Origin of the sequence: Streptomyces sp. NPDC047917 (genome assembly GCF_043204345.1) — a bacterium.
Taxonomy (GTDB): Bacteria; Actinomycetota; Actinomycetes; order Streptomycetales; family Streptomycetaceae; genus Streptomyces; species Streptomyces sanglieri.
Map to the genome: position 1 here is coordinate 494289 of NZ_JBIDCA010000006.1, position 24940 is coordinate 519228.

24 protein-coding genes are annotated in these 24940 nt (G+C 71.5%); 4 read left to right on the top strand and 20 right to left on the bottom strand.

The genetic code is table 11. The features are described 5' to 3' along the window. The first annotated feature begins 29 nt into the window (after window positions 1-29). Together ACGF8B_RS17500 and ACGF8B_RS17505 are read left to right on the top strand one after the other, a co-directional pair. A complete protein-coding gene (locus tag ACGF8B_RS17500) occupies window positions 30-842 on the top strand; it encodes a hypothetical protein (protein WP_392739214.1) in 813 nt (270 codons plus the stop codon). 137 nt (window positions 843-979) lie between these two features. Then, window positions 980-1324, top strand: a complete 345-nt coding sequence (locus tag ACGF8B_RS17505; protein WP_392739217.1) for a hypothetical protein — start codon at window positions 980-982, stop codon at window positions 1322-1324. Between the two features lie 91 nt (window positions 1325-1415). Here ACGF8B_RS17505 and der read toward each other — a convergent pair whose 3' ends face one another. The 6 genes from der to ACGF8B_RS17535 all read right to left on the bottom strand — a co-directional run bounded on the left by der (window position 1416) and on the right by ACGF8B_RS17535 (window position 6498). Beyond that, the gene (gene der / locus ACGF8B_RS17510; protein ID WP_392739219.1) at window positions 1416-2885 is read right to left on the bottom strand and encodes a ribosome biogenesis GTPase Der; all 1470 of its coding nucleotides are present in this window, start codon (window positions 2883-2885) and stop codon (window positions 1416-1418) included. A 63-nt stretch (window positions 2886-2948) separates the two neighbouring features. After that, window positions 2949-3614: a lysophospholipid acyltransferase family protein gene (locus ACGF8B_RS17515; RefSeq protein WP_392739221.1), complete on the bottom strand. Its 666-nt coding sequence runs from the start codon at window positions 3612-3614 to the stop codon at window positions 2949-2951. Beyond that, on the bottom strand, window positions 3611-4312 hold the full coding sequence (gene cmk, locus ACGF8B_RS17520; RefSeq protein WP_392739223.1) for a (d)CMP kinase: 702 nt from the start codon (window positions 4310-4312) through the stop codon (window positions 3611-3613). The genes ACGF8B_RS17515 and cmk overlap by 4 nt, the downstream gene beginning before the upstream one ends. A gap of 121 nt (window positions 4313-4433) precedes the next feature. Further along, complete coding sequence (locus ACGF8B_RS17525; protein ID WP_392739225.1) at window positions 4434-5519, bottom strand: prephenate dehydrogenase; 1086 nt, start codon at window positions 5517-5519, stop codon at window positions 4434-4436. After that, complete coding sequence (aroH, locus tag ACGF8B_RS17530; RefSeq protein WP_384759137.1) at window positions 5516-5878, bottom strand: chorismate mutase; 363 nt, start codon at window positions 5876-5878, stop codon at window positions 5516-5518. The genes ACGF8B_RS17525 and aroH overlap by 4 nt, the downstream gene beginning before the upstream one ends. A gap of 167 nt (window positions 5879-6045) precedes the next feature. Next, window positions 6046-6498 (bottom strand): YidB family protein, encoded by a 453-nt coding sequence (locus tag ACGF8B_RS17535; RefSeq protein ID WP_392739227.1) that lies wholly within the window; start codon window positions 6496-6498, stop codon window positions 6046-6048. Window positions 6499-6642: 144 nt separating this feature from the next. Here ACGF8B_RS17535 and ACGF8B_RS17540 point away from each other — a divergent pair, with 144 nt between their 5' ends. Beyond that, the gene (locus ACGF8B_RS17540) at window positions 6643-7338 is read left to right on the top strand and encodes a DNA polymerase beta superfamily protein (protein ID WP_392739229.1); all 696 of its coding nucleotides are present in this window, start codon (window positions 6643-6645) and stop codon (window positions 7336-7338) included. 9 nt (window positions 7339-7347) lie between these two features. Here the strand turns inward: ACGF8B_RS17540 and ACGF8B_RS17545 are convergent, their stop codons facing one another. From ACGF8B_RS17545 to ACGF8B_RS17610, 14 genes are all read right to left on the bottom strand, one after another. After that, complete coding sequence (locus ACGF8B_RS17545; protein WP_392739230.1) at window positions 7348-8142, bottom strand: DNA polymerase beta superfamily protein; 795 nt, start codon at window positions 8140-8142, stop codon at window positions 7348-7350. Between the two features lie 3 nt (window positions 8143-8145). Continuing rightward, window positions 8146-9168, bottom strand: coding sequence for an ADP-ribosylglycohydrolase family protein (locus ACGF8B_RS17550; protein ID WP_392739232.1), 1023 nt, complete (start codon window positions 9166-9168; stop codon window positions 8146-8148). After that, a complete protein-coding gene (locus ACGF8B_RS17555) occupies window positions 9165-9899 on the bottom strand; it encodes an NUDIX domain-containing protein (RefSeq protein ID WP_392739234.1) in 735 nt (244 codons plus the stop codon). The genes ACGF8B_RS17550 and ACGF8B_RS17555 overlap by 4 nt, the downstream gene beginning before the upstream one ends. Next, window positions 9896-10975: an AAA family ATPase gene (locus ACGF8B_RS17560; RefSeq protein ID WP_392739236.1), complete on the bottom strand. Its 1080-nt coding sequence runs from the start codon at window positions 10973-10975 to the stop codon at window positions 9896-9898. Before ACGF8B_RS17560 ends, ACGF8B_RS17555 begins: the two co-directional genes overlap by 4 nt. After that, entirely contained in the window at window positions 10972-11625 is a 654-nt protein-coding gene (gene pnuC / locus ACGF8B_RS17565; RefSeq protein ID WP_392739238.1) for a nicotinamide riboside transporter PnuC, read from the bottom strand. The genes ACGF8B_RS17560 and pnuC overlap by 4 nt, the downstream gene beginning before the upstream one ends. Before the next feature lie 119 nt (window positions 11626-11744). Next, entirely contained in the window at window positions 11745-12911 is a 1167-nt protein-coding gene (locus ACGF8B_RS17570) for a pseudouridine synthase (protein WP_392739239.1), read from the bottom strand. Continuing rightward, window positions 12911-13552 carry an SMC-Scp complex subunit ScpB gene (gene scpB, locus ACGF8B_RS17575; protein WP_124718561.1) on the bottom strand — a complete coding sequence of 214 codons (642 nt, stop codon included), beginning with the start codon at window positions 13550-13552 and terminating at the stop codon, window positions 12911-12913. The genes ACGF8B_RS17570 and scpB overlap by 1 nt, the downstream gene beginning before the upstream one ends. Then, window positions 13549-14592 (bottom strand): segregation and condensation protein A, encoded by a 1044-nt coding sequence (locus ACGF8B_RS17580; protein ID WP_392739241.1) that lies wholly within the window; start codon window positions 14590-14592, stop codon window positions 13549-13551. Before ACGF8B_RS17580 ends, scpB begins: the two co-directional genes overlap by 4 nt. A gap of 111 nt (window positions 14593-14703) precedes the next feature. Continuing rightward, window positions 14704-15333: a hypothetical protein gene (locus ACGF8B_RS17585; RefSeq protein ID WP_392739309.1), complete on the bottom strand. Its 630-nt coding sequence runs from the start codon at window positions 15331-15333 to the stop codon at window positions 14704-14706. Further along, window positions 15330-16448: a ParA family protein gene (locus tag ACGF8B_RS17590; protein WP_124718559.1), complete on the bottom strand. Its 1119-nt coding sequence runs from the start codon at window positions 16446-16448 to the stop codon at window positions 15330-15332. Before ACGF8B_RS17590 ends, ACGF8B_RS17585 begins: the two co-directional genes overlap by 4 nt. Before the next feature lie 369 nt (window positions 16449-16817). Beyond that, on the bottom strand, window positions 16818-17933 hold the full coding sequence (ald, locus tag ACGF8B_RS17595; RefSeq protein WP_392739310.1) for an alanine dehydrogenase: 1116 nt from the start codon (window positions 17931-17933) through the stop codon (window positions 16818-16820). Between the two features lie 143 nt (window positions 17934-18076). Next, on the bottom strand, window positions 18077-20140 hold the full coding sequence (locus tag ACGF8B_RS17600; RefSeq protein ID WP_392739243.1) for a tetratricopeptide repeat protein: 2064 nt from the start codon (window positions 20138-20140) through the stop codon (window positions 18077-18079). A gap of 189 nt (window positions 20141-20329) precedes the next feature. Further along, window positions 20330-20956, bottom strand: coding sequence for an NUDIX domain-containing protein (locus ACGF8B_RS17605; protein ID WP_392739245.1), 627 nt, complete (start codon window positions 20954-20956; stop codon window positions 20330-20332). Between the two features lie 90 nt (window positions 20957-21046). Then, on the bottom strand, window positions 21047-22732 hold the full coding sequence (locus ACGF8B_RS17610) for a CTP synthase (protein ID WP_392739247.1): 1686 nt from the start codon (window positions 22730-22732) through the stop codon (window positions 21047-21049). Between the two features lie 405 nt (window positions 22733-23137). On the opposite strand from ACGF8B_RS17610, the gene ACGF8B_RS17615 reads away from it, so the two are divergent. After that, window positions 23138-24940: a glycoside hydrolase family 15 protein gene (locus ACGF8B_RS17615; protein WP_392739248.1), complete on the top strand. Its 1803-nt coding sequence runs from the start codon at window positions 23138-23140 to the stop codon at window positions 24938-24940.

Genomic DNA, 24940 nt, shown 5'->3' on the forward strand with positions numbered 1-24940 from the left:
GCGCACGTACCGAGTTCGAGGAGCCACCCGTGCCGCGCATGCTCGACGTCAGCGAGGACGTACGCGCCGAGATCGGCGATGCCGAAGCCGACCGGCTGCTCGTCGGCGACAACGCCCCGGGCAGTTACGACTGCACTTCCTGCCGCACCCCCGGAGACTCCGAGCAGGAACGCACCAGCACCGTGCTCTTCGTCGGCGACGAGACCGCCGTCCTCGCCTTCGCCCACGCGACGTGCATCCCCTCGCAGGTCGTCCAGGTCGCCGAGGAGCAGCTCCAGGGCGCCGTACGCAGCATCACCGGCGGCGAGGGCCCGCACATCGACGGTGCCGCCTCCGGCGCCGACCGGCCGCAGGACGCCCCCACCGAACAGGCCGTCCTCGGCATCACCAGCGGCCTCGTCCTGATCGACGACGAGCTGCACCCGGCCCTCGTCGTGGAGCCGACCGGCGCGATCGCCCGGCCGGGCACGGACGGCAGCCGGGGCGACGAATTCCTCCAGCTGCTGCTGGAGCAGGGCTTCCATCCGGTCCACCGGACGGACCAGGTGCCCGCCGTGCTGCACGGCTGGTCGATCCTGCTCGCCATGGGCCAGCTGCACGCCGTGCTCCAGCCGGGCGCCGGCGGCGGCGCGCCGGTCGCCTGGTGGCAGGCGCACGCGCCGCTCCAGGTCACCGAGGGCTGGCGGACCGCGGCCAACAAGTCGCAGACCGTTCTCGTCTTCGCCGCCCCGGCCGGGTCGATCGGCCAGCAGCCCCGCGAGGACCTGCTGCGCGACGCCCTGGACAGGGCCGCGGCCAAGGGGCTCCTGGTCGCCGCAGCGATGCCGCTGGCCGGTACCTGATCGTGGCCGCCGGCCGCTCGCACCAGCGGCGAACAGCTAATTCTCCGCCGCGCCCGCATCCGACCGACACCGGTGTCGTTGGCACATACGTGCACTCATACGACTCCTCCCACCAGCGCCCGAGCCCGATCCCTGCCATGCGGCCCTCGCAGGAGCCATCGGGCGGTCAGTCCCACACGCCGATCTACGACGCGCTGTACTCCGAGTACCGCCGCTCGTTCCGGGCGCTGCCGGGTGATCGGAGCGGCGAGGAGAATCTCGGCTTCCTGGCCTTCGGCTCCGGGCTCTTCGGCAGCCGCCTCCCGCTGAGCGGCCACTCGGGCCACTCCGCCGGTTTCTCCACCGGCCTCGCCGTGACGGGAGGCGCCACCGGACACAGCACCGGGACCGGCAGCGGAGGCCTCGGTTCCTGGCAGCGGATGGGCCGGCACTCCGGACGCACCCAGCCGGCGGCCCTGCCGCCGGGCTCGCGGGGCGCCTGACCGTACGTCCGCGGGGCACCCGGCCCGTGACTGAGCCCCGGGCCGTCTCTCGTCGGGGACGGCCCGGGGCTCTGTCGTGCGCCCGTGGGTGCTACTTGTTGCGGCCGCGCTTCTCGCGGACCCGTACCGAGATGTGGATCGGGGTGCCCTCGAAGCCGAACTCCTCACGCAGCCGGCGCTCGACGAACCGTCGGTAGCCGTGCTCCAGGAAGCCCGAGGCGAACAGCACGAAGCGCGGCGGCTTGGTACCGGCCTGGGTGCCGAAGAGGATCCGGGGCTGCTTGCCGCCGCGGACGGGGTGCGGGTGGGAGGCGACGATCTCGCCGAGGAAGGCGTTCAGCCGGCCGGTGGGGACACGGGTCTCCCAGCTGGCGAGGGCGGTCTGGATCGCCGGGACGAGCTTCTCCATGTGCCGGCCGGTGACGGCCGAGACATTGACCCGCGGCGCCCACGCGATCTGCGCGAGCTCCGTCTCGATCTCGCGCTCCAGGTAGTAGCGGCGCTCCTCGTCGAGGGTGTCCCACTTGTTGAACGCGATCACCATGGCCCGGCCCGCCTCCACGGCCATGGTGATGATGCGCTGGTCCTGGACGCTGATGGACTCGCCCGCGTCGATCAGTACGACGGCGACCTCGGCCTTCTCCACGGCGGCGGCGGTACGCAGCGAGGCGTAGTAGTCCGCGCCTTCCTGGAGGTGGACGCGGCGGCGGATGCCAGCCGTGTCGATGAACTTCCAGGTGATGCCGCCGAGCTCGATCAGCTCGTCGACCGGGTCGCGGGTGGTGCCCGCGAGCTCGTTGACGACGACGCGATCCTCGTTGGCGACCTTGTTCAGCAGCGAGGACTTGCCGACGTTGGGACGGCCGATGAGCGCGATCCGGCGCGGGCCGCCGATCGCGGTGCCGAAGCGCTGCGCCGGGGCCTCGGGCAGCGCTTCGAGCACGGCGTCGAGCAGATCGCCGGTACCGCGGCCGTGCAGCGAGGAGACCGGGTGCGGCTCGCCGAGGCCCAGCGACCACAGGGCGGTGGCGTCCGCCTCGCCGCTCTGTCCGTCGACCTTGTTGGCGCAGAGCACGACGGGCTTGCCGGCCCGGCGCAGCAGCTTGACGACGGCCTCGTCGGTGTCGGTCGCGCCGACGGTCGAGTCGACCACGAAGACGACCGCGTCGGACGCCTCGATGGCGTACTCGGCCTGGGCGGCGACGGAGGCGTCGATGCCCAGCACGTCCTGCTCCCAGCCGCCGGTGTCGACGACCTTGAAGCGGCGGCCGGCCCACTCCGCCTCGTAGGTGACGCGGTCGCGGGTGACGCCGGGCTTGTCCTCGACGACGGCCTCGCGGCGGCCGATGATCCGGTTCACCAGGGTCGACTTGCCGACATTGGGCCGGCCGACGACGGCGAGCACGGGCAGCGGCCCGTGACCGGCCTCGTCGATGGCGCCCTCGACCTCTTCGAGGTCGAAGCCCTCCTCCGCGGCGAGCTCCATGAACTCCGCGTACTCGGCGTCGCCAAGCGCTCCGTGCTCGTGGTCCGAGCCGTCGGAGTGAATCTGGTCGTTCATGAAGTCCGTTCCTCTTTGCATCATCATCGATGGACCACTACTGCGCGGCCCACTACTCAAGTCTTACTTACCCGGCCGCCCGGTGAAGCGCCTGGCCTCGTCCAGGTGGGCGGTCAGCCGCGCCTGGATCCGTACCGTCGCCTCGTCCAGCGCCTTGCGCGTGCGCCGCCCGCTGCCGTCGCCCGCCTCGAAGGCGTCGCCGAAGACGACATCGACCCGGCTGCGCAGCGGCGGCAGTGCCGATATCAACCGTCCGCGGCGCTCGGTGCTTCCCAGGACGGCCACGGGCACGATCGGCGCTCCGCTGCGTACCGCGAAGTACGCGAGCCCGGCACGCAGGGAGGCGAAGTCGCCCTCGCCCCTGGTGCCCTCGGGAAAGATCCCGAGGGCCCCGCCCTCCTCCAGCACGCCGAGGGCGTGGGTGATGGCGGTGCGGTCGACGGTCGTGCGGTCCACCTTCAGCTGACCGATTCCGCGCAGGAACGGGTCGAGCGGGCCGACGAACGCCTCCTTCTTGATCAGGAAGTGGACGGGCCGGGGCGCGGTGCCCATCAGCATCGGACCGTCGATGTTGTGCGAGTGGTTCACCGCGAGTATGACGGGTCCGGAGGCGGGAACCCGCCACGCGCCCAGGACCCGGGGCTTCCACAGCCCGTACATCAGCCCGATACCGATCCCGCGCCCCACCGCCGCTCCGCGCGGTGAGGGGCGGTCCGTGGCCTGGGTCACTTCGTGGCCCGCTTCTCCTCGACGAGGGTGACGACACACTCGATGACCTGCTGAAGGGTCAGCTCGGTGGTGTCCACCTCGACGGCGTCGTCCGCCTTGGCCAGCGGGGAGGTCTTGCGGCCGGAGTCGGCCGCGTCCCGCTTGATCAGCGCTTCCCTGGTGGCGGCGAGGTCGGAGCCCTTGAGCTCTCCGCTGCGCCGGGCGGCGCGTGCCTCCGGGGAGGCGGTGAGGAAGATCTTCAGGTCGGCGTCGGGCAGGACCGTGGTGCCGATGTCGCGGCCCTCGACCACTATGCCCCGCTCGGCCGCGGCGGCGATGGTGCGCTGCAGCTCGGTGATCCGGGAGCGCACCTCGGGGACGGCGCTGACGGCGCTGACCCGGGAGGTGACCTCCTGGGTGCGGATCGGGCCCGAGGCGTCCTCGCCGTCGACGGTGATCGTCGGGGCGGCCGGGTCCGTACCGGAGACGATGACCGGCTTGGCGGCCGCGGTCGCCACCTCGACCGCGTCCTGGACGTCGATGCCGTTGTTCAGCATCCACCAGGTGATCGCCCGGTACTGAGCGCCGGTGTCCAGGTAGCTGAGGCCGAGCTGCGCGGCGACGGCCTTGGACGTGCTCGACTTGCCGGTGCCGGAGGGCCCGTCGATGGCGACGATCACTGCGGCCGGGGCCGTACGGGTTTCCACGGTGGTGGACACCTTCCTGGTACACGGGGTGGGCGGGACGGGGACGTGTGCGAACCCGCCCCGCACAAGGTTACCGAGTGTCGGAGCGGGCCTGAGCACCCCTGTGGACAACGGCCTCCCGGTCCCGGCCCGCCTACTGCCGTATCGACCAGCCGCGCTCGTGCAGTGCCGCGCTCAGCGCGGGGACCGCGCTCGGCTCGACCATCAGCTGGACCAGGCCGGCCTGCTGCCCGGTGGCGTGCTCGATGCGCACGTCCTCGACGTTGACCCCGGCCCGTTGGGCGTCGGCGAAGATCCCGGCCAGTTCGCCCGGCCGGTCGCTGATCAGCACCGACACCATCTCGTACGCGGTGGGAGCGGTCCCGTGCTTGCCGGGCACCCTGACCCGGCCCGCGTTGCCGCGGCGCAGGACGTCCTCGATGCCCTCGGTGCCCTCGCGGCGCTTGTCGTCGTCGCCGGACTCCAGGCCGCGCAGCGCCCGTACCGTCTCGTCCAGGTCGGCGGCCACCCCGGCCAGCACGTCGGCGACCGGGCCGGGGTTGGCGGAGAGGATCTCCACCCACATCCGGGGGTCGGAGGCGGCGATCCGGGTGACGTCCCTGATGCCCTGGCCGCAGAGGCGTACGGCGGTCTCGTCGGCCTCCTCCAGGCGGGCGGCGACCATCGACGAGATCAGCTGCGGGGTGTGGGAGACGAGGGCGACGGCCCGGTCGTGCGCGTCGGCGTCCATGACCACCGGGACGGCACGGCAGAGCGCGACCAGTTCCAGGGCGAGGTTGAGGACCTCGGTGTCGGTGTCCCGGGTCGGGGTGAGCACCCAGGGCCGCCCCTCGAACAGGTCCGCGGTGGCGGCGAGGGGGCCCGACCGCTCCTTGCCGGCCATGGGGTGCGTACCGATGTAGGGCGTGAGGTCGAGGCCGAGGGCCTCCAGCTCGCGGCGCGGGCCGCCCTTCACGCTGGCGACGTCCAGGTAGCCGCGGGCGATGCCGTCCCGTATGGCGGTGGCCAGCACCGTGGCCACATGGGCGGGCGGTACGGCGATGATCGCCAGGTCCACCCGCTCCTCGGGCGCCTCGTCCGTACCGGCGCCCAGCGCGGCTGCGGTACGGGCCGACCCGGGGTCGTGGTCGACGAGGTGGACCCGGATACCGCGCCCGGCGAGGGCAAGGGCTGCGGACGTGCCGACGAGGCCCGTTCCGATGACGACGGCGGTTCTCACTGGGCGATGTCCTTGCGGAGTGCGGCGGTGGCACCGAGGTACACGTGGGCGATCTCGGACTTGGGAAGGTAGGTCTCGACATGCGCGAGGATGCGCACCACGCGGGGCATGGCGCCCGCGATGTCCAGCTCCTGGGCGCAGATCAGCGGTACGTCGACAATACCGAGCCCGCGCGCGGCGGCGGCCGGGAAATCGCTGTGCAGGTCCGGGGTGGCCGTGAACCAGATGCTGATCAGGTCGTCCGCGACGAGGCTGTTGCGTTCGAGGACGGCGGTGAGCAGGGCACCGACCTGCTCGTCCATGTGTCCGGCCTCGTCCCGCTCCAGCTGGACGGCTCCGCGGACCGCTCGTACCGCCACGTCGTGCTCCTCGGTTCTTCGTGCTCGATCTCTGCCCGATCAGCCTAGATGGGTGGCGGGTCGCGCGGTCCGGGGTGCTCTGTCCGTGAGACGGGACGGGCACACGATCGCGGCCCGAGCGCTGCCCGGCCGTGGTCTGCCGGACGGCCCTCGGGCCGCTTCCGCCGTCAGAGCTGCTGCTCGCGGACCAGTTCCTCGATCGAGCGGCCCTCCGGCACCTCCCCGGACGGGGTCAGCCTGTCGACCGCGGTCGGCAGCGAGCGGGCGATCTGGTCGGCCGCCTGCTCCGTGCTGACCCCTGTCTCCTGGGCGACCTTCCGGAGTGTCTCGTCCGGCAGCGCCTCGGCGATCTGGGCGCCGCTGACCGCCTGGTTCTCCCCGGTGCCGACCCAGGAGTGCGCCTGGTCGACGAGGCCGGATCTGGTGAGCATCCCGATCAGCCCTTCGAGCGCGTTGCCGCCGCCCGTACCGCCCTGACCGCCCTGACCGCCGCCGAGCGCGCCCAGCAACGCGCCGAGGATGTTCCCCGCGCCGCCCTGGCCGCCGCTCTGGCCACCGCCGCCCTGGCCGCTGCCGCCCAGCAAGCCGCCGAGCAGGCTGCCGAGATCGTTTCCTGCCATGGTTCTGCCTCTCCAGAGGGGATGATTTATCGACAATGTCGATCAGAACCCGGGCTTCTGCCACTTGAGCGGGGCACTCCGTGCCGGGGCCCCGGCACGGGGTGCCCCGGTGCGGACCGCCGCCGCTCACGTAGCCTCGCCGGCATGACGACCCCTGATCCCGAGGCCCTCGTACGCGATCACACGGTCTACTCCTGTGTGATGGGCTCGCGTGCCTTCGGGCTCGCCACGGAGGGGAGCGACACCGACCGGCGCGGCGTCTTCCTCGCGCCGACCCCGCTGTTCTGGCGGTTCGAGAAGCCGCCGACGCATGTCGACGGCCCTGCACCGGAGCAGTTCTCCTGGGAGCTGGAACGCTTCTGCGAGCTGGCGCTGCGCGCCAACCCCAATGTGCTGGAGTGCCTGCACTCCCCGCTGGTGGAGCACATCGACGACGTGGGCCGGGAACTCCTCTCCCTGCGCGGCGCGTTCCTGTCCCGGCTGGCCCACCGGACGTTCGTCCGTTACGCCTGGGGCCAGCGCAGGAAGCTGGAGGCGGACGTACGGCAGTACGGGGCGCCGCGCTGGAAGCACGCCATGCATCTGCTGCGGCTCCTGGGTTCCGGCCGGGACCTGCTGCGCACCGGTGAACTCACGATCGGAGTGGGCGCGGCCCGCGACGGACTGCTGGCGGTGAAGCGGGGCGAGGTCCCGTGGGAGGAGGTCGAACGCCGCATGAACCGCCTCATGGAGGAGAGCGAGGAGACGGCGCGGAACTCCCCGCTCCCCCAGGAGCCGGACCGGGCGCGGATCGAGGACTTCCTGATCCGCACCCGCCGGGCGTCCGTGGACCGGCCCTAGTCCCCCGGCTCAGGAGACCGGGAGACCGCCCGTCAACCGCGTACGCACCACGAGGTCGTGCAGCGCCTCGAACCCGCCGGCCGCCGTGGGCAGCGCCGAATCCGCCTGGGCGTCGTCCAGCACCCTGTGCAGCGCCTCGACGTCCCGCGACACCGCCTCCCCGTCCACGCCCTGCGCTCCCCCGTGCTCGGCCTCGGCCTTCGCCTCGATCAGTCCGGGCAGGTACGCGGGCGCCGCCACCTCTCCGAGGAGGGTCGGCAGATGTGCCCGCACCTCACCGCTGCGCATCAGGTGGATCCCGGTGAGCAGTGCCCGGAACGTGTACAGCAGCGGCTTCAGCTCACCGGTCCTCCCGAAGAGCCGCCACTGGGTGCCGGCGAACCCCCGGTAGTGGTGGGCGTGGTTGCGGGTGACCACGCCCGGTGCCAGCTCCACCAGTTCCGCGTGCGTCTCGCCGGTGTGCACGACCAGCGGCGAGAGCAGCTGCTCCAGCACGTAGCCGTTGGGCTTCAGCATCAGCCGGACGAACTTCCGCAGGTCGTGCGTGACGAGATCCATCTCGGTCCCGTCCCGGTCCCACATCCGCGAGCGGGTCTCCTCGGCGTCGCGCAGTCCCACGAGGTCGGCCGCGGGCAGGAGATGGACCCCCCGAAGGTCCACATCCGAGTCCCTGGAGGGGAACCCGTACAGATGCGCCCCGGAGACCGTGGCGAAGAGCAGCGGGTGGCGCTCGCCGGCGAGGACCGGGCCGAGGTCGGTGACCGGCAGACCGGCTTCCCTGAGGTGCTTGGTGTCCGTACGCATGGATCAAGAATCCCAGAGCGCCCCCAGCGACAGCAGATCGCTCCGGTACTCGATCCGCTCCGCCCACTCCTTGGGCCAGGCCGTCGCCCCCAGGTGCGCCCCGGCGAACGCGCCGGTCAGGCAGCCGAGGGAGTCCGAGTCGCCCCGGGTGCAGGCGGCGCGGCGGAGTGCGGTGACAGGGTCCTCGGGGAAGAGCAGGAAGCAGTGCAGGGCGGTGGCCAGGGCGTCCTCGGCGATCCAGCCGTCGCCGGTCACCTCGCAGGGGTCGGTCTCCGGCGACGGGTCGCGCAGCGCGTCCTGGACGCGGGCCAGGGCGGTGAGGCACTCCTCCCAGCCGCGCTGGATGTACAGCTCGGGCGAGGCGTCGCCCGCGTACCGCCAGAGGTCGCCGAGCCAGCGCGTGAGGTACCGGCCGCTGTTCTCGTACGCGTAACTGCGCAACTGGCCGACCAGGCCCATGGGTTCCGCCCCCTGCGCCAGCAGGTACACGGCGCGGGCCGTCAGGTCGGACGCGGCGAGCGCGGTCGGGTGCCCGTGGGTGAGGGCGGCCTGCAACTGGGCGGCGCCGGAGCGCTGTTCGTCGCTGAGTCCGGGGACGAGACCGATCGGAGCGACCCGCATGTTGGCGCCGCAGCCCTTGGAGCCGGTCTGGCTGGCCTCCTGCCAGAGCCGGTCGCTGTCGAGCAGCCGGCAGGCGGTCATGCAGGTGCGGCCGGGCGCGCGGTTGTTGTCGGGCGAGTGGTACCAGTCGACGAACTCCTCGCGCACCGGGCGGGCCAGCCGCAGCGGGGTGAGCAGTCCGCGGTCCATGGCGGTGCGGATGCCCCGCCCCAGGGCCAGCGTCATCTGGGTGTCGTCGGTGACGATCGCCGGCTTCGGCAGCCGCATCGTGCGCCACGGCCCGCACTTGGCGAGGATCGACGGAACATTGTTGAACTCGGTCGGGAAGCCCAGTGCGTCGCCGAGCGCGAGCCCGGTCAGCGCACCGGTGGCGGCCTGTTTGGTAATGGTCCTGGTCACGATCACTTGCTTCTTCCTTCCGGTCTCAGCAGTGGTGGGTGCAGGGCGGTAGCGGCACCCGCCCGGTAGAGCGCGGCCGGTTTTCCCCGTCCGCCGGTGCGGCGCGGCGATCCCTCCACGGCCTGGACGAAGCCGGGCGTGGTGAGGACCTTGCGCCGGAAATTGGGCCGGTCCAGCTCGACGCCCCAGACCGTCTCGTACACCTGCTGGAGTTCCCCCAGGGTGAATTCGGGCGGGCAGAAGGCGGTGGCCAGACAGCTGTATTCGAGCTTGGCGCCGATCCGGTCGTGCGCGTCGGCGAGGATCCGGTCGTGGTCGAAGGCGAGCGGGCCGGCCCGTCCGGCGTCCCACCACCGGGCGCCGGCCGCGTCGCCGCCGCCGCGCGGTTCCGGAAGGTCCGGTACGAGCGCGGCGTAGGCGACCGAGACGACCCGCATCCTGGGGTCGCGGTCCGGGTCGGTGTAGGTGCGCAGCTGTTCCAGGTGGAGGGCGCCGGCGGTGCCCCCGGTCAGTCCGGTCTCCTCGGCCAGTTCCCGGCGGGCGGCGGTCCCGGCGGACTCGCGGGGCAGTACGAAGCCGCCGGGCAGTGCCCAGTGGCCCTTGTACGGATCGGCACCCCGTTCGACGAGCAGGACGTGCAGCCGGCCGTCGCGGACCGTGAAGACGGCGAGGTCGACGGTGACCGCGAAGGGTTCGAAGGCGTACGGGTCGTACCCTTCGGGCACCCCGGTGCTCATCGGTGCTCCGGCAGGGGCGCGGCGAAGTTCCAGCTGTCGGACAGCAGCGCGTCGACGGCGGCGACCGCGGCGGCCAGGCGTTCCTGACGGGTGCCGGTGATTTCGATGAACTCCCTTCCCGTGCGGGTTAGTTCGGCGCGGAACCGGTCGGTCATCCAGGGCCGCAGCTCTTCGCCGTCGCGCAGCCCGTCATCCTCGAAGGCGACGCCCTCGTGGTCGGTGAGCAGCCACAGGTGGTGGGCGACCCGGTCGGCGGTCTCCTCGACGAGCGGGTTGCGTCCGCCGATGTACCGCTCGTGCCAGACGGTGGTGGCGAAGGAGTCGGTGTCGCAGATGAGCACCGGCGAGCCGGTGCGCGCGGCGGCCTCCTCCTTCGCGTTCTGCGCCTCGGCGATCAGCGGGAAGTCGCCGGTGGTGAAGCTGACGTCCTCCCACTGGGCACCGGGCCACCGCTCGCGCAGCTCGGCCAGCTTCCGTTCGCTGAACTCCCGTCCGTACTCGGCGACGTACCCGGTCCGCGCCCAGACGCCGCCGCGTGCGCGGTAGTGGTCGGCGAGGGAGCGGGCCAGGGTCGTGGTGCCGGTGGATTCCGCGCCGAGGACGACGACCCGGCGGGCGAGGGCGGCCCGTACCGGCGGTTCCAGGAAGTCCCAGCAGCCGACCGGATCCTTGCGGACGGCGGTGCCGGAGACCGGGAAGACCGTGCGGTCGGGGTCGACGCAGACGGATTCGGCGCCGAACCGGCGGGCGAGTTCGTCCCCGTAGGACTCGGAGGTGAAGACGGCGTCGACCGGCTCGGGCACGGCCCCGGTGAAGACGGCCATGTGCGCGTCCCAGATCACCGGGTCGTGGAGGTCCATGCGGACGTCGTCGACAGCGCCGACGACCCGTACGTCCGGGTGCACCTCCCGCATCCAGGCCACCCGGTCCGCGAGCGGGACGGACTCCACGGAGGCGGCGCAGACCAGGACGGTCAGCCGTTCGCAGCGGTCCTGGGCGGTGCGGACGAGGTGGTGGTGGCCGGCGTGCGGCGGATAGAACTTGCCGAGGACCAGCCCGTGGCCGAAGCGCTTCATGCCGCCACCCCCACCGGCCGGGGCCGCTGCCCCGCGAGATCGCGCCTCCAGTTGCGCAGGCCGATCAGGCAGAGCGTCAGGAAGCCGACGTACAGCAGCGAGGTCAGATAGAGCTCCTTGTACGCGTACAGCGGGATGTACACCACGTCGGCGGCGATCCAGAGCCACCAGGACTCGACGAGCTTGCGGCACTGTCCGTACGTCGCCGTCAGGGACAGCGCGGTCGTCAGGGCGTCCCAGAAGGGCACGGTCGAGTCGGTCGCGTGGTCGAGCAGGACGGTGAGCGCGACGGTCCCCACCGCCCCCGCCGCGAGCAGCCAGGTCCATTCGGTGCGCGTGGTGCGCCGCACCGGCAGGTCCGGTGAGCCCGGTCCACCCCCGTGGGTCCAGGTCCACCAGCCGTACGCGGCAAGGGCGATGAAGACGATCTGGAGGCCGGCGTCGGCGTACAGACCGGACTGGGTGAACAGCAGGATGAAGAAGAGGTTGTTGGCGATGCCGATCGGCCAGTTGGCGAGGTGCTGGCGGGCCACGAGCCAGACGCACAGCGCCCCGCTTCCGAAGCCCAGCACCTCGGTCCAGCTGACCGGAGTGTCGAGCACCGTCACCAGGGGTTGTTGCAGTGGATCGAGGAAATCCGCGAGACTCACGCCCGCCTCCTTAATAGTCACTCTGACTATAAAGGCGGAGCAGGCACAGGAAAAGGCCCGCGGCCGGTTCCTGTTCGAAAATCGAAGACAGGAACCGGCCGCGGGCCTAAGGGCTGTCCCTACAGACCGACCTCGCGCATCAGCATGCCCACCTCGGTGTTGGTGAGGCGGCGCAGCCAGCCGGACTTCTGGTCGCCCAGCGGGATCGGCCCGAAGGACGTCCTCACCAGACGCTCGACCGGGAAGCCGGCCTCGGCCAGCATCCGGCGGACGATGTGCTTGCGGCCCTCGTGGAGGGTCACCTCGACCAGGTAGTTCTTGCCGGTGTTCTCGACGACCCGGAAGTGGTCGGCGCGGGCGTACCCGTCCTCCAGCTGGATGCCGTCCTTGAGCCGCTTGCCCAGGTCGCGCGGGAGCGGTCCCTGGATGGCGGCCAGGTAGGTCTTCTTCACCCCGTACTTGGGGTGGGTCAGGCGGTGGGCCAGCTCACCGTGGTTGGTGAGCATGATGATGCCCTCGGTCTCGGTGTCCAGCCGGCCGACGTGGAAGAGCCGCGTCTCACGGTTGGTGACGTAGTCGCCGAGGCACTGGCGGCCGTCCGGGTCCTCCATCGAGGAGACGACACCGGCGGGCTTGTTCAGCGCGAAGAAGAGGTAGGACTGGGCCGCGACGGTCAGACCGTCGACCTTGATCTCGTCCCTGTTCACATCGACGCGCATGCCCTGCTCGACGACGATCTCGCCGTTGACCTCGACACGGGCCTGCTCGATCAGCTCCTCGCACGCCCGGCGCGAGCCCATGCCGGCCCGGGCGAGGACCTTCTGCAGCCGCTCACCCTCCTGCTCGGCACCCGGGTGGGTCTTGGGCGTCCTGATGTCGGCCTTGCCCGCGTACCGGTCCCGGTTGCGCTGTTCGATCTTGGCGTCGAGCTCACGCGGACGGGACGGGGCGCCGTACGGGGCACGGCGGCCGCTGCTCCTGGAGCCGCCGGTCGCCGCCTTCGGGCCGCCCTTGGCACCGCCGCGGGCGGCCGCGCCGCGGCCCTTGCGGGTGCCGCCGTCGCCGCCGGGCTTGTCGTTGCCCACGTCGTAGCGGCGCTCCTCGGGGCGGGGCCGGCGGGGGCGCTGCTCCTGCTTGTCGTCGCGCTCGGAGCTGGAAACCCGGGGGTTCGGATTGCTGTTCCTGCCGCTGCCGGTGTTGTTCCTGCCGCCGCCGCTGCCGCCGCTCCTGCCGCCGCCGCTCCTGGCTCCGCCGCCGCTTCCGCTGTTCCTGCCACTGCTTCGCATCAAAAATCCGTCTTGTCGTCTGCGTGAGTATCCGGGGTGTCCGGTGCGTCCGGATCGAACGACGGCACACCCTCTAGCGTCTCAGCCTCGATCGCGTCCGCCTCGGGGAGGAAGGGCGCGAGCTCCGGGAGCTCATCCAGGCCGCGCAGGCCCATCCGCTCCAGAAAGTAGTTCGTCGTCCTGTACAGGATCGCACCTGTTTCGGGTTCCGCGCCCGCTTCCCCCACCAGCCCCCGCTGCAACAGGGTCCGCATGACCCCGTCACAGTTCACGCCGCGGACGGCGGAGACCCTGGAACGGCTGACCGGCTGGCGGTACGCGACCACCGCGAGGGTCTCCAGCGCCGCCTGGGTCAGCCGGGCCTGCTGGCCGTCCAGGACGAAGCCCTCCACGGCCGCCGCGTACTCGGGACGGGTGTAGAAGCGCCAGCCGCCCGCCACCAGCCGCAGCTCGAAACCGCGCCGCTGCACGGTGTACTCGTCGGCCAGCTCCCGCAGCGCGTCGGCGACGGCCCTGCGGGGCCGCTCCAGCACCTTGGCGAGGTGTTCCTCGGTGGCGGGCTCGTCCACGACCATGAGGACGGCCTCCAGCGCGGGCCTGAGATCGAGATCCGCGACGCCGGTGTTCTCCTGCTGGCTCATGCCTTCACATCCTTCTGGACGTCCTGCGTCTCGGGGTCGAACTCGTCCGTGACGACGGGCCCGGCCCCCTCGCCCCCGGCCCAGCGCACCAGCAGCTCCCCGAGCGCCTCGTCCTGGTCGAGCGCGACGGCCTTCTCCCGGTACAGCTCCAGCAGCGCGAGGAAGCGGGCGACGACGGTCAGGGTGTCCGGGGCGTCCTCGGTGAGCGTACGGAAGCTGATCTCGCCCGCCTCCCGCAGCCGCGCCACCACGATCCCGGCCTGTTCCCGCACGCTGACCAGCGGTGCGTGGATGTGGTCGACGTACACCTGCGGCTCGGGCTTCGGCTGCATCGCCTTCACGGCCAGCGCGGCGAAGCCCTCCGCCCCGATGCTGATCACGACCTCGGGCAGCAGCTCGGCGTGGTGCGGCTCCAGCCCCACGGTCCGGGGGAACCGCCGCCCCTCGGACGCCAGCCGCTCGCTGAGGATCTCCGCGATGCGCTTGTACGCGCGGTACTGGAGCAACCGGGCGAAGAGCAGGTCCCGCGCTTCGAGCAGCGCCAGGTCCGCCTCGTCCTCCACCTCGGCGGTGGGCAGCAGCCGGGCCGCCTTCAGATCGAGCAGGGTCGCCGCGACGACGAGGAACTCGGTGGTCTGGTCCAGGTCCCAGTCCGGTCCCATGGCGCGGATGTGCGCCATGAACTCGTCGGTGACCTTCGACAGGGCGACCTCGGTCACATCCAGCTTGTGCTTGGCGATGAGCTGGAGCAGCAGGTCGAACGGCCCCTCGAAGTTCGCCAGCCGGACGGTGAACCGCCCGTCGTCGGCGGGCCCGGAAGACCCGGCGGCCTCGACCGGCGCCTCGGGCACCTCGGGGTTCTCCGGCACCTCGGGCACCCCCGGCACCTCGGGCGCTTCCGGCACCTCGGGCGCTTCGGGAGCCTCCGGCACCTCGGCGCCGGCACCTTTGTCGTCCACCGGTCCCGGCGCGGTCCCGCCGCCAGGGCCGCGCCCCAGGGGGCGGCGTGGGGTGCGGGCGGGCTCGTCGGTCGTCGGCATGAAGGTCCAGGGGCAGCGGGATGCGGGCGGCGGGCCGTGGCCCGTACGGAAGGGGCCGGACCACTCGTCCGGCGGCCGCCCCCACCGGGCAGGCTACCGGCGCCTCGCCCGTCAGCGGCCGCGCAACCGCCGTACGAGGATGCTCGCGTCGCCCCGCGACTCCAGATCCGCGAGCACCACCGCGACCGCCTCGCGGACGATCCGCCCGCGGTCCACGGCGAGCCCGTGCTCCCCGCGCAGCACCAGGCGGGCGTGCTCCAGGTCCATCAGTTCCTCGGCCGAGACGTAGACGGTGATCTTCTCGTCGTGGCGCTCGCGGCCGCTGGGCCGCCGGTTGGCCCCGCGCCCGCCGCCGCGCCTGCGCTGCTGCTGGACGGCAGGGGCGGGAACCGCCTCCTGCGCGGCCGGGGACGTGGCGGGCGACCCCGCCGGGGGCGCGGCCGTCGGTGCGGACTGCTGGGGCCTGCGGCCCGCCTGAGCGGCCACCGCGACCCGGTCGGCGTCGCGGCTGCGCGACTCCCCCGCGTCGGCTTCCGCCGCGGAGTGCTCCTCGCGCGAGGAGCTGTCGGCCGGCTGCGCCGCTTCCGTCCCGGAACCGTCCGCCCCGGAATCGCTCTCCCCGGCCGGACCGGGCACCCGGGCCTCACCGTTCGCCTTGCGTCGCCGGTCCGCGGGGGACGAGGCCTGGAGCCCCATTCCTCCGGTGGTACGGAACAGTTCGTCGGCCCCGGGCAGACTCACTCGGCGTGACACCGGGCGAGCACCTCCCTGGCGAGCTGGCGATAGGCGGCGGCACCGACCGAGTTGGAGGCGTAGGTGGTGATGGGCTCACCGGCGACCGTGGTCTCCGGGAAGCGCACGGTGCGTCCGATGACCGTGTGGTAGACGTGGTCGTCGAATGCCTCGACGACGCGCGCGAGGACCTCACGGCTGTGCACCGTACGGGAGTCGTACATGGTGGCGAGGATGCCGTCGAGCTCCAGATCGGGGTTCAGGCGCTCCTGGACCTTCTCGATGGTCTCGGTGAGCAACGCCACACCACGGAGCGCGAAGAATTCGCACTCGAGCGGCACTATGACCTTGTGGGCGGCGGTCAGGGCGTTCACCGTGAGCAGGCCGAGCGACGGCTGGCAGTCGATCACGATGTAGTCGTAATCGGCCATCAGCGGCTTCAGGGCACGCTGCAGCGTGGACTCCCGGGCCACCTCGCTCACCAGTTGCACCTCGGCGGCCGACAGGTCGATGTTGCTGGGTAGCAGGTCCATGTTCGGGACCGCGGTCTTCAGCAGCACCTCGTCGGCCGACATGCCCCGCTCCATGAGCAGGTTGTAGACCGTGAGGTCGAGCTCCATCGGGTTGACGCCGAGCCCGACCGACAGGGCACCCTGCGGGTCGAAGTCGACGAGCAGGACGCGTCGTCCGTACTCCGCGAGCGCCGCACCCAGGTTGATGGTCGACGTGGTCTTGCCGACGCCGCCCTTCTGGTTGCACATCGCGATGATCTTCGCGGGGCCGTGATCGGTCAGCGGGCCCGGGATCGGGAAGTAGGGCAGGGGCCGGCCGGTCGGGCCGATCCGCTCGCGGCGCTGACGGGCAGCGTCGGGCGCGAGGGTGGCCGCGTACTCCGGATCGGGCTCGTACTCGGCATCGGGGTCGTAGAAGTGCCCCTGGGGCACCTCGTCGAAGTCGGCGAAGTGGGCGGTGTCCCGGCCACTCTCGTTGCCGGCCATGGCGTTCACGTGTAGGCCGTCCATCATCTGGGGGGCTGTCGTCATGTGCTGTTGGGTGGCGAAGGTGCGGACAGCGACGGAGCCGACAGCCTCCAGCCCGTTCGGGCTCTGGCCCCGCGCAGGCATCCCTGGATGAACACCCCCGGGAGTAAATGTCGACTCATTCACAAGTCGTCTTACCTCCTTGGACGTGACCAGGAAACTTATCGATAGGTCAGCGTGGCACCATGCCGACGATTGGCGACTCTATGGCGTGTCACCGCTCCGCAGCAACACAATCCGCCGGACCCGGCCCGATGTGTCGGCAATCGAACACGTCCCTGTCAAGGGCGTGCGGCCACCGGGGCGCAGATTTAACGGGTGTACGAATCGGTTAAAGGGTTACGTTCGAGACGAGTTGAACGGGACCGCCGAGGGGGCCCGACACGCGTACGGCCGGACCTTGCTCGGCAAGGTCCGGCCGTACGCACGAGGTTGACGAAAGGGGTTGACCCGTCAGCCGAGGAGCGAGCTCAGCTCCACGTGCTCCAGGCCGTGCGCCTCGGCCACCTCGCGGTAAACGACCTGCCCGTCATGGGTGTTGAGGCCCTTGGCGAGCGCGGCGTCGCGGCGCAGCGCCTCGGCCCAGCCGCGGTTGGCGAGCTCCACGATGTACGGGAGCGTGGCGTTGGTGAGGGCGTACGTCGAAGTGTTCGGGACCGCGCCAGGCATGTTCGCGACGCAGTAGAACACCGAGTTGTGGACCATGAAGGTCGGCTCGGCGTGCGTCGTCGGGTGCGAGTCCTCGAAGCAACCGCCCTGATCGATCGCGATGTCGACAAGTACACTTCCAGGCTTCATCTTGGCGACGAGCTCGTTGGCGACCAGCTTCGGCGCCTTCGCGCCGGGGATCAGCACGGCGCCCACGACGAGGTCGGCCTCGATGACGGCCTTCTCCAGCTCGAAGGCGTTGGAGACGACGGTCTTCACCCTGGTACCGAAGACCTTGTCGGCCTCACGGAGCTTGTTGATGTCCTTGTCGAGCAGCGTGACGTGGAAGCCGAGACCGACGGCGATCTGCGTGGCGTTCCAGCCGGAGACACCGCCGCCGATGACAACGGCCTCGGCGGGCGCCGTGCCCGGGACGCCGCCCGGCAGCACACCGCGGCCGCCGACCGAGCGCATCAGGTGGTAGGCGCCGACCTGCGGGGCCAGCCGGCCCGCGACCTCGGACATCGGGGCGAGCAGCGGGAGCGCGCGGCTGGCGGTCTCGACCGTCTCGTAGGCGATGGCCGTGGTGCCCGACTCGATCAGCGCGTCGGTGCACTCGCGGGAGGCGGCGAGGTGCAGGTAGGTGAAGAGCGTCTGGTCCTTGCGGAGGCGGTGGTACTCCTCGGCGACCGGCTCCTTGACCTTGAGCAGCAGGTCGGCGGTGGCCCAGACCTCGTCGGCGGTGGGGAGGATCTGCGCCCCGGCGGCGACGTACTCCTCGTCCGTGATGGAGGAGCCGGCCCCGGCGTTCTCCTCGACGACGACCTGGTGGCCGTGGCGGACGAGCTCGTGCACACCGGCAGGCGTGATCGCCACGCGGAACTCGTTGTTCTTGACTTCGCGGGGGATGCCGACCTTCACGTCGATCACGGTCCTTGGCTCAGAGGGTTACCCGGGCATAGCTATACATACCCGGATAGACACTACGTAAATGGAGACACCGCGAGCACACGCGGCAGAGCCAGTCTAATGAAGGGTTTCGCGCTGTCTAGCCTTACAAAGCATTAATTTTCAGTCGCCGCACTACGGATTTCGCAGGCCACACCCTCCTGGCCCAGCAATCTGTCGGCCAGACCCCGGTGCAGCCCGGCCGCGGCCGGGTCGCCGAGCCTGTCCAGCGTGTCCGCCAGCCGGAGCTCCAGCGCCGCCTGGAGCCGTACGTCACCGGCCCGCCTGGCCCACTCGACGGCCTCCTGGCAGGTGTGCAGGGACTCGTGCGGCCGGCCCGCGTACTCCTGCACCCGCGCCGCCTCGCTGAGCGCCCGCGCCTGGGCCGGCACGTCGCCGAGCCTGCGGTACCCGGCCGCCGCGGCTCGCCAGTTCCGCAGCGCCTCGCCGTACCGCCCGGCATAGGTGTGGACGGCGCCGAGCCGCCCGTACAGCCGCGCCTCGTCGGCCCGCTCCCCCTGGGTCAGCCGCTGCGCCAGCGCGCGGCCGTACCAGTCGGAGGCCCGCTGGAAGTCCCCCAGCTCGGCATAGGCACCGCCTACGGATTCCATCGCGCGGCCGGTGGCGTACGGGTCCTTCGCCGCCCGCCCGGCGTCCAGCGCGGCCCGGTAGCGGTCCAGCGCCTCCCGGGTGCGGCCGGTCCTGGCGTCGAGGTCGGCGAGGTTGAGCAGCGCGGCGGCGCGCTCGCGCGGCAGCTCGCGCCGCTCGGCGACGGCCAGCACCAGCCCGTGCAGCCCGTACAGCTCGGGGGCGGCGGCCTCGGTGCCTTGGTGCACGGCCAGCGACCGCACCAGCGCGGACACCAACCGCCGTGCCAGGGTGTCGAGTTCACCGTCCTCGACGGCGATCCGGGCCGAGGCCAGCAGGGCCGGCCGGCGGATCCGCAGCCATTCGGCGGCCGCCTCGGGGCCCGGGAAACGCAGCGACCGCGGAAGCCCGGCGAGCTTCCGGCGGGCCGGTGAGCCCTCGGGTTCGGTGACCGCCCGGCAGGACTGCAGCAGGCGTACGGTGCGCTCCAGCATCCGGGCCCTGGCCAGCTGGACCTCCGCCGGCCTGTCCCTGGTCCCCAGCAGCGCCCGCAGCAGCGGTGCGAGGCAGCCGGGCACCTCGTACTGCGGCTGGTCCGCCCCGTTGGTGTGCAGCAGCCCCAGGGCCACGAAGTCGTCGAGGGTCGTCTGGGCGGCCGAGACGGAGCAGCCGGCCAGCGCGGACGCGGTGTGGGCGTCGGCGAGTCCGGCGGGGGCGAGGGCGAGCAGTCGCAGTATCCGGGCGGCGGTCGGCGGCAGCGATTCGTGGACCAGCCGGAAGGCGCGCGCCAGCGGCCGGGAGCCGGTGGACTGCTCGGTGTCGTCCGGCAGTTCGCGCAGCTGCTTGGTGACATCGGCGACCGACGCCATGGGTCGGGCGGCGAGCCAGCCGGCGACCATCGCCAGGGCGGCCGGCAGTCCGCCGCACTCCTCGGCGAGGGTCTCGGCGGTCCGAGGATCGACGGTGATCCTGACCTCGCCGATGGTGCGGGCGAGCAGCCGCACGGCGGAGCCCGCGTCCAGGCCGCCGATGGTGCAGGGGCGGACGCCCGGGATGCCGGTCAGCGGGCCCTCGGAGGTGGCGACGACCAGGCAGTCCGGGTTGTCGGGGAGCAGCGGGTCCACCTGTTCCGCGTCCACCGCGTCGTCCAGGAGCAGCAGGGCGCGGCGCCCGGCGAGCTCGTCGCGGACCATCCCGGAGAGCTCGTCCCCGTCCGCGCCGGGCGGGCCGGTCACCCCCATCCGGTCGAGCAGCTCGCGGGCGGTGCGCTCGGTGGGCACCGGCACGCCGCCGGGGTCGGTGAGCCTGACCCGGAACAGTCCGTCGGGGTGGTCGCCCTCGGCGAGCAGCCTCCGGGTGAGCTCGCCGGCGAGCGCGGTGCGTCCGGAGCCGGGGCGTCCGGCGATCAGCAGGACCCGGGCGCGGGCGGCCTTGCGGCCGGCCAGGGTGTCCAGGCCGGCCCGTTCGATGTCGGCCCGCAGTGCCTTCAACTCACGTGCGCGCCCGAAGAATTGGGGTGGAGCGGTACCTGACGGCTCCTCGGTTCCCGCTGCCTCGGCCGGGCCGCTGGTGTCCACCGCCTGATCCGTCACGGGCCACGCTCCACTTCGCTGCACGCGTCGCCCGCCGGGACTCCGGTCAGGGCATTGTGAGCGTAGTTCAGGCGTGCGGGCGTTTTCCCTGGAGCACGGCTGAGCACGACACCGAGGTCCCCCGATCGGATCAGCATCTTGTCCGATCGAAGGACCTCGGGGTGCGCCGTTCGGTGGTTCCGGGGCCCGTCAGGCCTCGAACGGACGGGCCGGCCACGGCGCGCCCGCCGGGCGCAGCGAGTCGATCCCGTCACCGGCGAGCACCGCCGCGAGCGAGAGGACGCCCACCACGAGGCAGTTGTTGTGCAGCTCCCCCGCGAGCACGCCCCGCACCAGCTCCTGGAGCGGAACCCGGGCCAGCTCCATGTCGGCCTCCTCCTCGGAGACCTCGAAGCGCTCCCCGTCGGCCTCGGAGAGACTGCGGGCCAGGAAGATCCGTACGGCCTCGTCGCAGCCGCCCGGTGTGGTGTAGACGTCGGTCAGCACCCGCCAGTCCTCGGCCTTGACGTACGCCTCCTCGTAGAGCTCGCGCTGCGCCGCGTGCAGCGGGTTCTCCCCTGGGACGTCGAGCAGTCCGGCCGGGATCTCCCAGAGCTTGTGGCGCACCGGGTGGCGGTACTGCCGCAGCACCACGACCCGGTTGTCCTCGTCGAGCGCGAGCACGGCGACCGAGCCCGGGTGGACCTGGTAGTCGCGGCGTACGACCGTGCCGTCCGGCATCACCACTTCGTCGGTGCGGACGCTGGTCTTGTTGCCGGCGAAGGGCGTCTCGGTCGAGGTGACCTGCCACTCCTCGGGCGTGTCCTGGAAACCCATCTACGTCCTCCCACGAAAAACAGAAACCGGGGTACGCGCCCTTCGAAGGACGCGTACCCCGGTCAACGTTAACGCCTGTGCGGCGCCGGACTACTTGCCCGACTGCTTGCCCTTGCCGTCACCGGCCGCGGCGCCCGTCTTGCGCGCGACGGCCGCCTTCACCAGGCCGGCGAAGAGGGGGTGCGGGCGGGTCGGCCGGGACCGGAGCTCCGGGTGCGCCTGGGTGGCGACCAGGTAGGGGTGGATCTCGCGCGGGTACTCGACGTACTCGACGAGCTTGTTGTCCGGGGAGGTGCCGGAGAAGACCAGACCGGCCTTCTTCTCCAGCTCCGCACGGTAGGCGTTGTTGACCTCGTAGCGGTGACGGTGGCGCTCCTCCACGTACGGCTCGCCCTCGTACGCCTCACGGACCAGCGAGCCCTCGGCGAGCTTCGCCGGGTACAGGCCGAGCCGCATGGTGCCGCCCAGGTCGCCCGCGCCCTCGACGTACGCCAGCTGCTCCTCCATCGTCGAGATGACGGGGTGCGAGGTGGCGGCGTCGAACTCGGTGGAGTTGGCGTCGGGGATCTCGGCGAGGTTGCGCGCGGCCTCGATGACGATGCACTGGAGGCCGAGGCAGAGGCCGAGCAGCGGCACCTTGTTCTCGCGGGCGTACTGGATGGCGCCGATCTTGCCGTCGACTCCGCGGTCGCCGAAGCCGCCGGGGACGCAGATCGCGTCGACGTCGCCGAGCTGCTTCGCGGCACCCGCCGGGGTCTTGCAGTCGTCCGAGGCGACCCACTTGACCTTGACCCGCGCCTTGTTGGCGAAGCCGCCGGCCCGGATGGCCTCGGTCACCGAGAGGTAGGCGTCGGGCAGGTCGATGTACTTGCCGACGAGCGCGACGGTGATCTCGTGGTCGGGGTTGTGGACGCGGTCCAGCAGGTCGTCCCACGTCCTCCAGTCGACGTCGCGGAACGGCAGGTCGAGCTTGCGCACGACGTAGGCGTCCAGACCCTCGGTGTGCAGCACCTTCGGGATGTCGTAGATCGACTTGGCGTCCACGCAGGCCACCACGGCGGCCTCGTCGACGTCGCACATCAGCGAGATCTTGCGCTTGATGGCGGTCGGTACGTCACGGTCGGCACGCAGCACGATGGCGTCCGGCTGGATACCGATGTTGCGCAGCGCGGCCACCGAGTGCTGGGTGGGCTTGGTCTTGAGCTCGCCGGACGGGCCGATGTAGGGCAGCAGCGAGATGTGCACGACGAAGACGTTGTCCCGGCCGACCTCGTGGCGGACCTGGCGGACGGTCTCCAGGAAGGGCAGCGACTCGATGTCGCCGACCGTGCCGCCGACCTCGGTGATGACGACGTCGACGTCGTCGGTGGCCATGCGGCGGATGCGGTGCTTGATCTCGTTGGTGATGTGCGGGATGACCTGCACGGTGTCGCCCAGGTACTCGCCGCGCCGTTCCTTGGCGATCACCTGCGAGTAGACCTGGCCGGTGGTGACGTTGGCGGAGCCGTCGAGGTCGACGTCGAGGAACCGCTCGTAGTGGCCGATGTCCAGGTCGGTCTCGGCGCCGTCGTTGGTGACGAACACCTCACCGTGCTGGAACGGGTTCATCGTGCCCGGGTCGACGTTGAGGTAGGGGTCGAGCTTCTGCATGGTGACCCGAAGGCCGCGCGCCTTGAGCAGGGCACCGAGGCTGGAGGCAGTCAGACCCTTGCCGAGGGATGAGGCGACACCCCCGGTGACGAAGATGTGCTTGGTCGTCGTGGATGTGGGCTGCATAGCCAAAGGGGGCTCCCGTGGTCGCGATCGTGAGGTGCGTACCGGCGTTTTCGTCCGGAGACTCCGGAGGCGCCGTCGCTGCGGTTCGGGGGCCTCGTCTGCGGTTGCGGACGACCACCGGTCCACGGGCTACCAGGGTATCAGCGCCGAAGGGAGCCCGCTTCCGGCAGCATCCGGGCACTCACCTCGCATGATCACCACGAGTGCCCGTACACACACCCGTTCGGGTCAGACCTGTTGCTGAGACGGTCGCGCGGATCATCCGGGTGCGTCGTATCCTGCTCGGACACTTGCCCCGGGCGAGGTGACTTGTTCGCAGGATCCCCCACAACAACCCCTTGCGACGACCTCTTGACCCGCAGTAATGCCCTACGGGGCGACAAGGCCGTTCGACTGGAGATGCACGTGGCCGGGCGCATCGAGGATTACGCACTCATCGGAGACATGCAGACCGCCGCCCTGGTCTGCCGGGACGGCACAGTGGACTGGCTGTGCCTTCCCCGCTTCGATTCGCACGCCGTCTTCGCGGGACTGCTGGGTACCGAGGAGCACGGCTTCTGGCGCCTGGGTCCGGCGCGGGCGGACGGGACGCAGCCGCCGGCCGCGGACCGCCGCCGCTACCGCGGGGACTCCCTCATCCTGGAATCGGAGTGGGACACACCGCGCGGAACGGTCAGAGTGACCGATTTCATGCCGCCGCGTGACGGCGCGCCGCAGGTGATCCGCATCGTGGAGGGGATCAGCGGCCGGGTGCCGATGCGCTCCGAGCTGCGCATGCGGTTCAGCTACGGACGGGTCACCCCGTGGGTGCACAAGGTCGACGGCCGCACGGTCGCCGTCGCCGGCCCCGACTCCGTCTGGCTGGACACCCCCGCCGAGACCTACGGCGAGAACCTCACCACGTACTCCGACTTCACGGTCGCGCCGGGTGACCGGATCGCGTTCACGATCAGCTGGCAGCCCTCGCACCACGAGCCGCCCGGTCTGCCGGACCCGGAAGGTTCACTGGACGCGACGGCGGACTTCTGGCGCGAATGGGTCGAGCAGTGCACGTACCACGGGCCCTACCGCGAGGCCGTGGTCCGCTCGCTGATCACCCTCAAGGCCCTGACGTACGCGCCGACCGGCGGCATCGTCGCCGCGCCGACCACCTCCCTGCCGGAGGACATCGGCGGCTCCCGGAACTGGGACTACCGCTACACCTGGCTGCGCGACGCCGCGATCACCCTCTCCTCGCTGCTGCGCACCGGCTACCGCGAGGAGGCCCGCGCCTGGCGCGAGTGGCTGCTGCGGGCGGTCGCCGGCGACCCGGAGAACCTCCAGATCATGTACGGCATCGCGGGCGAGCGCGAGCTGGGCGAGGCCGAGCTGGACTGGCTGCCCGGCTACGAGAACTCGGCCCCGGTCCGGGTCGGCAACGGCGCGGCGGGCCAGCTCCAGCTGGACGTGTACGGCGAGGTCACCGAGGCGCTGCACCTCGCCCACATGACCGGCCTGACCCGCAACGACTACGCGACCGGCCTCCAGCTCAAGCTGATCGAGTACCTGGAGAAGCACTGGGACGAGCCGGACGAGGGCATCTGGGAGGTGCGCGGTCCGCGCCGTCACTTCGTGCACTCGAAGGTGATGGCCTGGGTCGCCGTGGACCGCACCATCAAGCTCATCGAGTCCGGGGACGCGGAAGGGCCGCTGGAGCGCCTGCACGAGCTGCGCGACGACATCCACCGCGACGTCTGCGAGCGGGGCTACGACCCGGAGCGCAACACCTTCACCCAGTCCTACGGATCGAAGGAACTGGACGCCTCGCTGCTGCTGATCCCGCAGATGGGCTTCCTGCCCCCGGACGACAAGCGCGTGATCGGCACGATCGAGGCGATCCAGCGCGAGCTGTCCACCGAGGACGGCTTCGTGCTGCGCTACCCCACCTCGGGCGAGGACGCGGGGGTCGACGGCCTGGAGGGCGACGAGGGCGCGTTCCTGGCCTGCTCGTTCTGGCTGGCGGACGACCTGGCGATGATCGGCCGGGTCGACGAGGCCCGCCAGCTCTTCGAGCGGCTGCTGTCCCTGCGCAACGACCTGGGCCTGCTCGCGGAGGAGTGGGACTCCCGGCTCCAGCGCCAGGTGGGCAACTTCCCGCAGGCCTTCAGCCATGTGCCGCTGATCGACACGGCGCTGCGCCTGACGGCGAGCGGGGCGTACGTCGGCTGA

Coding starts and splice junctions, on each gene's coding strand:
- ACGF8B_RS17505 (WP_392739217.1), top strand. CDS start 980: ATGCGGCCCTCGCAGGAGCCATCGGGCGGTCAGTCCCACACGCCGATC.
- der (WP_392739219.1), bottom strand. CDS start 2,885: ATGAACGACCAGATTCACTCCGACGGCTCGGACCACGAGCACGGAGCG.
- ACGF8B_RS17535 (WP_392739227.1), bottom strand. CDS start 6,498: ATGGCAGGAAACGATCTCGGCAGCCTGCTCGGCGGCTTGCTGGGCGGC.
- ACGF8B_RS17540 (WP_392739229.1), top strand. CDS start 6,643: ATGACGACCCCTGATCCCGAGGCCCTCGTACGCGATCACACGGTCTAC.
- ACGF8B_RS17545 (WP_392739230.1), bottom strand. CDS start 8,142: ATGCGTACGGACACCAAGCACCTCAGGGAAGCCGGTCTGCCGGTCACC.
- ACGF8B_RS17555 (WP_392739234.1), bottom strand. CDS start 9,899: ATGAGCACCGGGGTGCCCGAAGGGTACGACCCGTACGCCTTCGAACCC.
- ACGF8B_RS17560 (WP_392739236.1), bottom strand. CDS start 10,975: ATGAAGCGCTTCGGCCACGGGCTGGTCCTCGGCAAGTTCTATCCGCCG.
- ACGF8B_RS17570 (WP_392739239.1), bottom strand. CDS start 12,911: ATGCGAAGCAGTGGCAGGAACAGCGGAAGCGGCGGCGGAGCCAGGAGC.
- scpB (WP_124718561.1), bottom strand. CDS start 13,552: ATGAGCCAGCAGGAGAACACCGGCGTCGCGGATCTCGATCTCAGGCCC.
- ACGF8B_RS17580 (WP_392739241.1), bottom strand. CDS start 14,592: ATGCCGACGACCGACGAGCCCGCCCGCACCCCACGCCGCCCCCTGGGG.
- ACGF8B_RS17590 (WP_124718559.1), bottom strand. CDS start 16,448: ATGCCTGCGCGGGGCCAGAGCCCGAACGGGCTGGAGGCTGTCGGCTCC.
- ACGF8B_RS17605 (WP_392739245.1), bottom strand. CDS start 20,956: ATGGGTTTCCAGGACACGCCCGAGGAGTGGCAGGTCACCTCGACCGAG.
- ACGF8B_RS17610 (WP_392739247.1), bottom strand. CDS start 22,732: ATGCAGCCCACATCCACGACGACCAAGCACATCTTCGTCACCGGGGGT.